Here is an 11,845-nt window from a genome sequence, read left to right as displayed (position 1 = left end):
TCTTTCAGAGTCAACCCTGATTTTCAGGATTTTTTCTCTTCAACCGAACCGGCTAGTTGCTGTGAAGTGATTCACATCCGCCGTGTCGATGGAGGCGCATTATAGGGAGTTTCCCTGAGGCCGCAACCCTTAAATTGCAGAAAAATGACTGACTGCTGCATTCCACAGCAGAACCCCGCCTTATACCCATTTACACACAGAGTTATCCACAAAAATAAGGATCTCTTTCGAGAGTCACCTGGTTTTATCCCTCATCTATAGAGATGAAATAATGGAATTGAGGTAAAGAGAAAAATTCGCGAGCGTTGCGCAAACGTTTTCGTTACAATGCCCCCGCAAAACAAGGATGCCCCGTAAGGGGCGTTAGCTGAGTTTTTAGCCAAGAATTCACCTAACGCTCTCTGTAATAGTCAAATCCAGGGGATTTACCATGCAACAACGTCGTCCAGTCCGCCGCGCTCTGCTCAGTGTTTCTGACAAGGCCGGTATCATCGAATTCGCCCAGGCACTTTCCGCACGTGGTGTGGAGCTGCTGTCTACAGGTGGCACTGCGCGCCTGTTAGCAGAGAAAGGTCTGCCGGTAACCGAAGTTTCCGATTACACCGGTTTCCCGGAAATGATGGATGGACGCGTGAAGACCCTGCATCCAAAGGTCCACGGCGGCATCCTCGGTCGTCGCGGCCAGGATGATGCCATTATGGAACAACACCACATTGCTCCTATCGATATGGTTGTCGTTAACCTGTATCCGTTCGCCGAGACCGTCGCACGCGAAGGCTGCTCGCTGGAAGATGCAGTAGAGAACATCGATATCGGCGGCCCGACCATGGTGCGCTCCGCCGCGAAGAATCATAAAGATGTAGCTATCGTTGTGAAGAGCAGCGACTACGACGCCATTATTAAAGAGATGGATGCCAACGACGGTTCTCTGACCCTCGACACCCGTTTCGATCTCGCGATTAAAGCCTTCGAACACACCGCCGCTTACGACAGCATGATTGCCAACTACTTCGGCAGCATGGTTCCGGCTTACCACGGTGAAAGCAAAGAAGCTGCCGGTCGCTTCCCACGTACGCTGAACCTGAACTTCATTAAGAAGCAGGATATGCGCTACGGCGAGAACAGCCACCAGCAGGCTGCCTTCTATATAGAAGAGAATGTTAAAGAAGCCTCCGTTGCCACCGCGCAGCAGGTACAGGGCAAAGCACTTTCCTACAACAACATCGCCGATACCGATGCGGCGCTGGAGTGCGTGAAAGAATTCAACGAGCCAGCCTGTGTGATCGTTAAGCACGCTAACCCGTGTGGCGTAGCAGTAAGTACCTCTATTCTCGACGCTTACGACCGTGCCTACAAAACCGACCCGACCTCCGCGTTCGGCGGCATCATCGCCTTTAACCGCGAGCTGGATGCTGAAACCGCGCAGGCGATTATCTCCCGCCAGTTCGTGGAAGTGATCATCGCGCCATCCGCCACCGAAGAAGCACTGAACATTACCGCTGCCAAGCAGAACGTTCGCGTGCTGGTCTGCGGCCAATGGGCGCAGCGCGTTCCGGGCCTGGACTTCAAGCGCGTGAACGGCGGCCTGCTGGTTCAGGACCGTGACCTGGGTATGGTGAGCGAAGCTGAACTGCGCGTAGTGACCAAACGCCAGCCGACCGAGCAGGAGCTGCGCGATGCGCTGTTCTGCTGGAAAGTGGCGAAGTTCGTGAAATCCAACGCCATCGTTTATGCCAAAGGCAATATGACCATCGGTATTGGCGCAGGCCAGATGAGCCGCGTTTACTCCGCGAAAATCGCCGGGATCAAAGCGGCCGACGAAGGCCTGGAAGTGAAAGGTTCTTCTATGGCTTCCGACGCTTTCTTCCCGTTCCGCGACGGGATTGATGCCGCTGCTGCTGCCGGTGTGACCTGCGTTATCCAGCCGGGTGGTTCTATTCGCGATGACGAAGTGATTGCCGCCGCCAATGAACACGGCATTGCGATGGTATTTACCGACATGCGCCACTTCCGCCATTAATCTACGGAGCAGACGATGAAAGTATTAGTGATTGGCAACGGCGGGCGCGAGCACGCCCTGGCGTGGAAAGCGGCGCAGTCGCCAAAAGTCGAAACGGTATTTGTCGCCCCGGGCAATGCGGGCACCGCGCTGGAACCCACGCTGCAAAACGTGGCCATCGGCGTAACCGATATTCCAGCGCTGCTGGCCTTTGCCCAGAACGAGAAGATCGATCTGACCATCGTTGGCCCGGAAGCGCCGCTGGTGATTGGCGTGGTTGATGCCTTCCGCGCTGCCGGTCTGAAAATCTTCGGGCCAACCGAAGGCGCCGCGCAGCTGGAAGGCTCCAAAGCCTTCACCAAAGATTTCCTCGCGCGCCACCAGATCCCAACGGCGGAGTACCAGAACTTCACCGAAATCGAACCTGCGCTGGCTTACCTACGCGAGAAAGGCGCGCCGATCGTTATCAAAGCCGACGGCCTGGCCGCCGGGAAAGGCGTTATCGTGGCGATGACGCTGGAGGAAGCCGAAGCCGCGGTTCATGACATGCTGGCCGGTAACGCGTTTGGCGACGCGGGCCACCGCATCGTGATTGAAGAGTTCCTCGACGGTGAAGAAGCGAGCTTTATTGTCATGGTCGACGGTGAGCACGTGCTGCCGATGGCCACCAGCCAGGACCACAAGCGCGTGGGCAATGGCGATACCGGCCCGAACACCGGTGGGATGGGTGCCTACTCCCCTGCTCCGGTAGTGACTGACGAAGTCCACCAGCGCACCATGGAACGCATCATCTGGCCAACGGTGAAAGGCATGGCGGCGGAAGGTAACACCTATACCGGTTTCCTGTACGCGGGCCTGATGATCGACAAGCAGGGCAACCCGAAGGTTATCGAGTTTAACTGCCGCTTCGGCGATCCGGAAACCCAGCCGATCATGCTGCGCATGAAGTCCGATCTGGTGGAGCTGTGCCTCGCCGCCTGTGACGGCAAGCTGGATGAGAAAACCTCCGAGTGGGACGAACGCGCCTCGCTGGGCGTGGTCATTGCCGCCGGAGGTTATCCGGGTAATTACAATACCGGCGATGAGATCCGCGGTCTGCCGCTGGAAGACATCGCTGACGGTAAAGTGTTCCACGCGGGTACCAAACTGTCTGCTGACGATCGCGTGCTGACCAACGGCGGTCGCGTGCTGTGCGCCACCGCGCTGGGCAACACCGTGGCGGAAGCGCAGAAACGCGCCTACGCCCTGATGACCGACATCCGCTGGGACGGCAGCTTCAGCCGTAACGACATCGGCTGGCGCGCCATCGAACGTGAGCAAAACTAACGGCTGAGCTTAGCCAGCAGCGTTTTGCGCGTAATACCTAACTGACGGGCGGCTTCGGTTTTATTGCCGCCCGTTTTTTCTAGCGCCGCCAGAATCACCTCTTTTTCAACTTCCACCAGCGGCTGAATGACGTCATCAGCCGATGAGCATGCCGGAACCGGCGTCCCGACAATCGCCAGCGGCAGCTCGCGCTCAGAAATATACTCTCCCGTCAGCAGCACAACCGCCCGCTCCACCGCGTTTTCCAGCTCGCGGATATTTCCCGGCCAGTCATAGTGAATCAGCAAATCCATCGCCTGCGGGGTAAAGCCCTGTACCGACTTACGGTTTCGTTCGCCGTAGCGCCGCAGAAAATGATGTGCCAGCTGAGGAATATCCTCACGGCGCTGGCGCAGCGGCGGCATCTCGATGGCGACCACGTTCAGGCGGTAGTAGAGATCCTGGCGAAAGCGCCCGGCATTCACCTCTTCAGCCAGGTCTCGATGGGTAGCGGCAATCAGCCGTACATCGACGGAAAGGGTCTGATTGCTGCCAACGCGCTGCACCTCACGCTCCTGGATAGCCCGCAGCAGGCGCACCTGCATCAGCGGCGAAATATCGCCAATCTCATCAAGAAACAGCGTGCCACCGTCGGCTTCGACAAAACGCCCTTCCCGGCGTTTATCGGCACCGGTAAATGCGCCCTTCTCGTGGCCAAACAGTTCCGATTCCAGCAGCGACTCATTGAGCGCCGCGCAGTTCAGCGTCACCAGCGGCTTATCGCCGCGCAGGCTGAGGGCATGCAGCGCGCGCGCCACCAGCTCTTTACCGGTGCCCGATTCGCCGTGAATGAGCACCGTCGCATCCGACGGCGCCACCAGCGCAATATTGTGTAACAGCGCCCGCATGGCCGGGCTATCGCCCACCATGCCAGACTGCGGCGCAGATTCCACCGCCGCGCTTTCCGGCTGGCGTGTGTGTGCTAAAGCCGCTACCAGCGTCTGCTGCAGGCTATCGAAATCGAGCGGTTTCACCAGGTAATCCAGCGCACCGGACTTGAGCGCCTCAACCGCTGTCCCCACGCTAGAGTAGGCGGTCATGATCAGCACCGGAATCGACGGGTTGTAGGCTTTAATCTCTTTCAGCGTTTCAATGCCGTCCATTTCCGCCATGCGGATGTCGCAGAGCACCAGATCGAACACCCGCTCGCGTACCTGTTCCAACGCCTGTCGCCCGTTATGGGCCAGCGACACTTCATATCCCCAGCCCCGCAGCAGCGCCTGTAAGATTGTGCAGTGACTGGTGTCGTCATCAACCACCAGAATCGTCACATTCTCTGCCGTCATCCTTGTTCATCCTTTTGTTGCCCGTTGGCCGGCAGGTAGAGGGTAAACGTCGCGCCCTTGCCTGGCGCGCTCGTCACCTGAATCGTTCCGCCGTGTTGCTCAACAATATTCTGTACCACCGCCAGCCCGAGCCCGGTACCGTCGGCTTTGGTCGTGAAGTATGGTGTGAAAATGGCCTGTTTTTGTTCTTCCATCATCCCTTTGCCGCTGTCCGTGACGCTCAACATCACCCGCCCGTCGCCCGCCTCGCTGAGCGCTACCGTAATCGAGCCATCGCGGCCAATGGACTGAATGGCGTTAAGATAAAGGTTCAGCAGCACCTGGTTGAGCCTGTCCGGGTCGGCCTGAATACGGCACAAGCCAGGTTGAGCGCTAAAATTCAGCGTTACCGCCCGGCTTAGCGCATCCTGGCTGACCAGCTGAAGCGAATGGGCAACCACTTCATTTAAATCCACTGGCTGCCATTTTAAATGTGCAGGCTTCACCAGCTCCAGCAGCTCGCTCACCACCCGATTCAGGCGATCGGCCTCTTTCGCCATCACCTGCGCCAGCTCGTGCGACTCGCCGCCTGCCGGGGTTCGCTCGGCAAAATACTTCGCTAACCCTTTAATGGATGAAAGCGGGTTACGAATTTCATGCGCGACCCCGGCCGCCAGATGCCCCAGCGCCACCAGCTTTTCTCGACGGTGGGTGGCGTCCTGTAGCAGCCGCTGCGAACGCTGATAACGACGAAACCAGAAGCGGGCAAGAAGCGTCGCCAGCATCACCAGCGCGGCGGCGCACAGCATCACGACCATATTACGCAGCCCGCGCGCGCGCTCGGCGTCGAGCTCGCGGGCATCAAAAGCGATAAAAATAATCTGCGGCACTTCGGCCGACTCCCGGCGCGTCATCATGCGCATATGATGGCCACGGGCCGGATCGAGCGGGCGAAACTGGCGATAAATTTCCAGCGCGGGCTCCGGCGCCGCAATGCGTCGCCAGCGTGTCTGCTCACCCGCCTGCAGCGCGCGCATCTCATCCGGGGTATAGCGAATTTTCCCCACCTGCTCGGGATCGCTATGGGCCATCACCTTCCCCTGCTCGTCGACAACGGCAAACCACAGCACCCCAGGCTGCCAGGCCATCTCCTCCAGCATGGCCTGTAGTTGGGCGTGATGCATACGCATTCCCATGCCAACGCGGGTGCCGGACTCCAGCGCACGAATCAGCACGCTGCCTTTTTCCAGCAGCGTTTGCTGGGCGGCGGCGTTCTCGCGGCCATAGTCACGCACGATCAGCGCGGAGAACAGACATACCACCAGCACAATCACGCCGGTCAGCAGCCAGCTCAGGCCCGTAGCAATCGTATCCCTGGATAATCGTATTGGGTTCATGGGGCTTCCTTGGTTTTTGCGTTGCTATCCCTCAGCAGAAATCATGCCATCTTTCCGCGCCAGCAGCCCGGCCCGCGCGCACAAATGGGCGAGTTAAACGGGTAAAAATGACTCGCCTGGATACACAATGCGGGTCATTTTTACTCGCCGATCGCAAGCCATCGAGGCCCGCGCCGCAGTGTGCGGGCGATGACAAGCTGGCACAGAAGATGCAATGACTAAGATGACCACACTACAGGAGAATTCACCATGAAACGGAACAAGAATCTGGCTTTTGCACTCTTCGCTTTTGCCGCACTGACCTTCACCAGCGGCGCGGCGCTCGCGGGCCCCCATCACTGGAACAATAATGCCGGCAACGGCGGTGGCTACAGTCAACTAACCGATGCGCAGCAGGCGACCGCCCAGAAGCTGCACAACGATTTCTACAACCAGACCAGCGCGCTGCGCCAGCAGTTGACCTCAAAGCGCTATGAGTACAACGCGCTGCTGACGGCAGAGAAACCCGATAGCGCGAAAATTGAAGCGGTCGCGCAGGAGATGGAAGGCTTAAGCCAGAAGCTGGATCAGCAGCGGGTGAAGTTTGATGTTGCGATGGCACAGGCCGGTATTCCCCGCCACGGCGGCGCAGGCGATGGCTGCCGGGGCGGCGGGTACAGCGGCGGCGGGCATAGGGGTGGCATGCACCGCGGGTAAGGCTCAGAAGCTTTTTTCTGTCGGCTGCCAGGTACAGTAGTCTTCATTCGCCACCAACAGCAGCTGGGAGCCTTCCGGGGCTTCCAGCCAGGCGATGCTGACCTCGGCGGAAGAGCGGCTCTGACGGCTGGCAATATGCCCTAACGCGCGGGCATCGAAGTCGGGTTTTACCGTCTCGCCTTCGCAGGTCGTTACCGATAAATCGGCGTGCCAACGTCCCTGACGCAGCACCACTTTCCCCAGCCGCAGCGCGTCGCTGGTCTGGCGGATCTGTTCGGCGCGATAGCGATAGAGCGCCACCTGGTCGCTGGAGAGCTGCTGCTTCTGCCCGTCGACTTCACGCTGCATAAAGCTCAGTTCGCCGTTACGGTCGAAGCGGGCGCGAATATGTTCGGCAGGTTTGCCGTAGATGTTCAGTTCAATCAGCTGCAGCATGTCGTTCTGCCAACGGTACTCGCTGGTTGAGGTGCTGCCACTGTGCCACGGGCTAAATGCGGCAAGCAGGTGCGTTTCGCCGCCGCTATCTTTACGCCAGATGCGCACCGCGCCCTGGGTATCCGCATAGCCGCTAGCGGTAAAGGGAGGCAGCGCACTGTTGTGGCTACAGGCGGTCAGCAATAAGACACCCGCAAGCCCCGCAAAACGGCGCCAGATGAACGAAAGGGGCGAAACCGCCCCTTCTTTAAAACTGTTCACTGCCACGCAGTCTTACTTAACAGCGTCTTTCAGTGCTTTGCCAGAAACAAATGCCGGCACGTTAGCTGCAGCGATTTTGATTTCTTTACCGGTCTGCGGGTTGCGGCCAGTACGCTCAGCGCGGTGGTTCACTTTGAAGGTACCGAAACCAACCAGTTGTACAGCATCGCCTTCTTTCAGAGACTCAGTAATAGCAGCCAGGGTGGATTCCAGAGCAGCTTTAGCCTGGGTTTTAGACAGTTCAGCCTTGTCCGCAATTACATCAATCAGTTGAGTCTTGTTCATAAGTTATCCTTACAATGTGTTTATCGCTTGCTAAGCATCGAGTGCGACGAAAATGCCAGAAAAGCACTCTCCTGCATACACGCACCGATAGCCACTTTTTTTCGCCCTCCAAATGTAGACCAGACGGGGGGCAGATGTGAAGCCTTCAGGCGTGACAATTCAGGCGGTAAATCACGTTTTATTGTCTCATTGCTGAAAAATTATACCAATATTGCTTTCAGCGGCCTCTCGGAGGTCTGCGCGCAGCCCTTTAATCAGTTCAATATCGCGTTCTTCACATTCGGCCAAAAGGCGGAAAATCTCCCACTGAATGTCCCATTCCTGCTCTACAGCGGGGTTCAAACGCAGCTCTTCATCGGTCATTTCGCGACCGGCCTGGGTCATTTCCAGCATGGCGACGGTGGTAATCGAACTCTTACTGACTTCAATCGCATGTTCGAGCGTTTCACCGCTCAGACGCGAATGTATTAATTCGCTCAATGCAACACAGGCATCGATCGCCGGATAGACGCCGTACATGTCGTAGTCGTCTGCCGCCGGAATCGCCTCTTCCAGCTTTTCAAGCTGGCTGTCGAAGTTTACCTTCGCGTCTTTGACCGTCAGGGTTTCCCAGATGAGATCGAGAATGCGGCGGTACAGCTGTGGCTCACCAAATTCCGACTCTTTGCAGAACATGGCGTAGTTCGGGTACATGCGTTCGCACAGGCAAGCCATAAAGGTGACGTGCTGCCAGCTTTCCAGCTTCTCCAGACGCAGATGAATCGGGTTTTGTAACATGATGAGCTCTCAAATACGGAAATTAGACGCAGTTTACCCGATATGGGGCATTTTTGCTGCAAGCCGCGTAAAAGCCGGGCGTTCAGATGCCACCGCATCTGCCCAGCGCGTAGGTTCCGGCAGGCGATAGCCGTTCATGCAGCGTTGTACCCACGCCAGCGCGCTATCCAGACTCACGCGGTGGCCCGTGGAGATAAACAACGGGTTACAGCGCGCTTTGCTGCGCCAGACCCATGCCAGCTGTTCGCCTTTATCCAGCAACGGCGCTAACGCTCCGGGTTCGGCAGCGAGCGGCTCAAACTGGCCGCACAAGCGTTTCTTCGCCACGCCAATCGTCGGCACATCCACCAGCAGGCCAAAATGGCTGGCGACGCCCAGACGGCGCGGGTGAGAGATGCCGTGACCGTCAACGAACAGCAGATCGGGCTTGTGCGAGAGCTGCTGCCAGGCGGCCATCAACGCGGGAGTTTCACGAAAGGAGAGAAAGCCTGGAATGTAAGGCATGGTCGTGGCGATACGCGCCACCTGGTATTCAACCAGCTCCAGCGAAGGGTATTTCAGCAAAACCATCGCGGCCCGCGTCACTTCGCCGCCCTGCTCAAAGCCCACGTCCGCCCCGCCGATCAGATCTGGCGGATCGTTTTGCAGGCGATCCTCACGGATCGCTGAAGAGGCCAGTTCAAGCTGCTGCGCGCGCAGCGAGGCGAGATCCATTAGCGATGATACGGCGCCGACAGACGGTGCACCGCTTCAACAAAGACGCCCGCGTGTTCCGGCGGCACGTCCTGATGAATGCCGTGGCCCAGATTGAAGACGTGGCCTTCGCCTTGACCAAAACCGGCCAGAATCGTCGCCACTTCTTCTTCAATGCGCGCCGCTGGCGCATACAGCATAGACGGGTCCATATTGCCCTGCAGCGCCACTTTGTGGCCTACGCGGCGACGCGCATCGGCGATATCGGTCGTCCAGTCGAGGCCCAGTGCGTCACAGCCGGTTTCCGCCATCGCTTCCAGCCACTGACCGCCGCCCTTGGTGAACAGCGTCACCGGCACGCGGCGGCCGTCGTTTTCACGCAGTAAGCCATCGACAATTTTGTGCATGTAGTACAGAGAGAACTGCTGATAATCGCGGCCGGTCAACACCCCGCCCCAGGTGTCAAAAATCATCACCGACTGCGCGCCAGCTTTGATCTGCGCGTTCAGGTACAGCGTGACGCTCTGCGCCAGCTTATCCAGCAGCAGATGCAGCGCCTGCGGATCGGCATACATCATCTTTTTAATCACGGTGAAGGCTTTGCTGCTACCGCCTTCCACCATGTAGGTCGCCAGCGTCCACGGGCTGCCGGAAAAGCCGATCAGCGGGACTTCACCCTTCAGCTCACGGCGGATGGTGCGCACCGCGTTCATGACGTAGCCCAGCTCACCCTCCGGATCCGGAATCGGCAGCTTTTCCACATCAGCTTTGCGGGTGATGGGTGAGGTAAAGCGCGGACCTTCCCCGGCTTCGAAGTACAGCCCCAGCCCCATTGCATCGGGAATGGTCAGAATATCCGAGAAGAGGATCGCCGCATCCAGCGGGAAGCGGCGCAGCGGCTGCAGCGTTACCTCGCAGGCCAGCTCTGCGTTTTTACACAGCGACATAAAGTCCCCTGCCTGCGCGCGCGTAGCTTTGTACTCCGGTAAATAGCGGCCCGCCTGGCGCATCATCCATACCGGGGTCACATCAACGGGCTGGCGCAGCAGCGCACGCAGATAACGATCGTTCTTCAGTTCGGTCATTTTTACATTCCTTTAGCGTTGATGCGCCCATTGTAACATGTCAGTCGTAGTCGGCCCGACACATTGCCACCGTATCTTCAATCAGCCGACGCGCCACGGTGCCCGGCGGCGGTAAAAGCGGAAGGTCGTCATAGCGATACCAGTTGGCATTGAGCAGCTCTTTCGGGTCGATGACGATGTCGCCGCTGTCGTATTCCGCCATAAACGCCGTCATCAGCGACTGCGGGAACGGCCACGGCTGCGAGGTAATGTAGCGTAGGTTTTTCACCGTGATGCCGCTCTCTTCCATCACTTCACGCGCAACCGCCTGCTCTAAGGTTTCGCCCACTTCAACAAAACCGGCCAGCACGGTATGCACGCCGTTGCGATGGCGAACGTGCTGGGCCAGCAGAATGGAATCATCGCGACGAATAGCAACAATAATGCAGGGGGCGATTTGCGGGTAGTAGCGTTCGCGGCAGTGGCTGCACAGCATCGCCCATTCCGTTTTACTTGGGTGCATCGTGTGGCCGCAGTAGCCGCAGAATTTATGCGAGCGGTAAAACTCCGCCAGCTGCACGCCGCGCCCGGCCAGCTGGAACAGCCCAACGTCCTGATCGAGCACCTGGCGAACCGACCCCATATCATGACGGCGCGCCTGCTGAACCAGCCAGACCGGCTCCCCTTGCCATTCACCAATCCGCAGTGCGCGCTGACCCACAAGATCGAAATTTACCGCTTCGCCATATGGTAATTCGCCTGCCGGCAGCCATAATTTTTGTTCGTGACTAACGATCCACCAGCCGCGATCCGATTTTTCAATTATACGATCCATATCTCTTGCGCTACCTTTGCTTCACAGGCATGTTATTAACATAATATTTACATATTGACGTGAGCAGATTTTCACTTACCGATGCGGGAGTCAACCTATGTTAAACCAGTTAGAGAGCCTGACAGAGCGTGTAAAAGGACACCATAGACTGGTCGACCGCTGGCTGAATATTCGTAAGCACCTGCTCGTGGCTTACTACAATCTGGTTGGCCTTAAGCCTGGCAAAGAATCGTTCATGCGTCTTAACGAGAAAGCGCTGGATGACTTTTGTCAGCGTCTGGTCGATTACCTTTCTGCCGGTCATTTCAGTATTTATGAACGCATTATCCATAAAATGGAAGGCGAGAGTCCGCTTTTAAACGCCGGAAAAATCTGGCCGCTGCTGGATGCTAACACCCAGCAAATTATGGACTACTACGATTCCACGCTGGAAAACGCCATCGACCAGGATAACGTTTATGCCTTCCAGCAGGCGCTGTCTGATATTGGCGAAGCGCTGGAGGCACGTTTTTTACTGGAAGATCAGCTCATCATGCTGACGTTTAATGCGCTCGACGGGGGCGAAATGAAACGCCCGGCTTGAGATTTACTGCATTAACGAGTAGTTTACATTCATTACCTCTCATCTGAGGTTACTTCTTGTCGGAGTGCCCAGTGCGCAAGCACGGGCTGAGACCGTTAATTCGGGATCCGCGGAACCTGATCAGGTTAAGACCTGCGAAGGGAACAAGAGTCAATCTACAACCGTATCGCCCCTGGGCGATCGCCTCTCT

General features: G+C 57.5%; 12 protein-coding genes and 1 riboswitch. Of the genes, 4 read left to right on the top strand and 8 right to left on the bottom strand.

What is annotated here, in order from left to right; genetic code table 11:
* Positions 1-430: 430 nt before the first annotated feature.
* Together purH and purD are read left to right on the top strand one after the other, a co-directional pair.
* A complete protein-coding gene (purH, locus tag V6942_RS21975) occupies positions 431-2,020 on the top strand; it encodes a bifunctional phosphoribosylaminoimidazolecarboxamide formyltransferase/IMP cyclohydrolase (RefSeq protein ID WP_106930739.1) in 1,590 nt (529 codons plus the stop codon).
* A 15-nt stretch (positions 2,021-2,035) separates the two neighbouring features.
* Positions 2,036-3,325: a phosphoribosylamine--glycine ligase gene (gene purD, locus V6942_RS21970; protein ID WP_333501802.1), complete on the top strand. Its 1,290-nt coding sequence runs from the start codon at positions 2,036-2,038 to the stop codon at positions 3,323-3,325.
* Here the strand turns inward: purD and zraR are convergent.
* Together zraR and zraS are read right to left on the bottom strand one after the other, a co-directional pair.
* The gene (gene zraR / locus V6942_RS21965) at positions 3,322-4,650 is read right to left on the bottom strand and encodes a sigma-54-dependent response regulator transcription factor ZraR (protein ID WP_333501801.1); all 1,329 of its coding nucleotides are present in this window, start codon (positions 4,648-4,650) and stop codon (positions 3,322-3,324) included. The genes purD and zraR overlap by 4 nt on opposite strands.
* Complete coding sequence (gene zraS, locus V6942_RS21960; protein WP_333501800.1) at positions 4,647-6,026, bottom strand: two-component system sensor histidine kinase ZraS; 1,380 nt, start codon at positions 6,024-6,026, stop codon at positions 4,647-4,649. Before zraS ends, zraR begins: the two co-directional genes overlap by 4 nt.
* 249 nt (positions 6,027-6,275) lie before the next feature.
* Here zraS and zraP point away from each other — a divergent pair, with 249 nt between their 5' ends.
* Positions 6,276-6,722: a zinc resistance sensor/chaperone ZraP gene (gene zraP, locus V6942_RS21955; RefSeq protein ID WP_106930747.1), complete on the top strand. Its 447-nt coding sequence runs from the start codon at positions 6,276-6,278 to the stop codon at positions 6,720-6,722.
* A 3-nt stretch (positions 6,723-6,725) separates the two neighbouring features.
* Here zraP and V6942_RS21950 read toward each other — a convergent pair whose 3' ends face one another.
* From V6942_RS21950 to nudC, 6 genes are all read right to left on the bottom strand, one after another.
* A complete protein-coding gene (locus V6942_RS21950) occupies positions 6,726-7,418 on the bottom strand; it encodes a DUF1481 domain-containing protein (RefSeq protein WP_106930775.1) in 693 nt (230 codons plus the stop codon).
* Between the two features lie 12 nt (positions 7,419-7,430).
* A complete protein-coding gene (gene hupA / locus V6942_RS21945; RefSeq protein ID WP_001044509.1) occupies positions 7,431-7,703 on the bottom strand; it encodes a nucleoid-associated protein HU-alpha in 273 nt (90 codons plus the stop codon).
* A 186-nt stretch (positions 7,704-7,889) separates the two neighbouring features.
* Positions 7,890-8,480, bottom strand: coding sequence for a YjaG family protein (locus V6942_RS21940; protein WP_106930749.1), 591 nt, complete (start codon positions 8,478-8,480; stop codon positions 7,890-7,892).
* Positions 8,481-8,513: 33 nt separating this feature from the next.
* Positions 8,514-9,194: a deoxyribonuclease V gene (nfi, locus tag V6942_RS21935; protein WP_106930751.1), complete on the bottom strand. Its 681-nt coding sequence runs from the start codon at positions 9,192-9,194 to the stop codon at positions 8,514-8,516.
* On the bottom strand, positions 9,194-10,258 hold the full coding sequence (gene hemE / locus V6942_RS21930; protein WP_106930753.1) for a uroporphyrinogen decarboxylase: 1,065 nt from the start codon (positions 10,256-10,258) through the stop codon (positions 9,194-9,196). The genes nfi and hemE overlap by 1 nt, the downstream gene beginning before the upstream one ends.
* A gap of 40 nt (positions 10,259-10,298) precedes the next feature.
* Positions 10,299-11,072 carry an NAD(+) diphosphatase gene (gene nudC / locus V6942_RS21925; protein WP_106930755.1) on the bottom strand — a complete coding sequence of 258 codons (774 nt, stop codon included), beginning with the start codon at positions 11,070-11,072 and terminating at the stop codon, positions 10,299-10,301.
* A 97-nt stretch (positions 11,073-11,169) separates the two neighbouring features.
* On the opposite strand from nudC, the gene rsd reads away from it, so the two are divergent.
* The gene (gene rsd, locus V6942_RS21920; protein ID WP_106930757.1) at positions 11,170-11,655 is read left to right on the top strand and encodes a sigma D regulator; all 486 of its coding nucleotides are present in this window, start codon (positions 11,170-11,172) and stop codon (positions 11,653-11,655) included.
* A 50-nt stretch (positions 11,656-11,705) separates the two neighbouring features.
* Positions 11,706-11,815: riboswitch (TPP riboswitch) on the top strand.
* Positions 11,816-11,845: the final 30 nt, after the last annotated feature.

Origin of the sequence: Kluyvera genomosp. 2, from assembly GCF_036759865.1 — a bacterium.
In the GTDB taxonomy this organism is placed as follows: Bacteria; Pseudomonadota; Gammaproteobacteria; order Enterobacterales; family Enterobacteriaceae; genus Kluyvera; species Kluyvera ascorbata_B.
The sequence above is the reverse complement of the archived record's forward strand: the minus strand, read 5'-3'. Positions and strand labels throughout refer to the sequence as shown.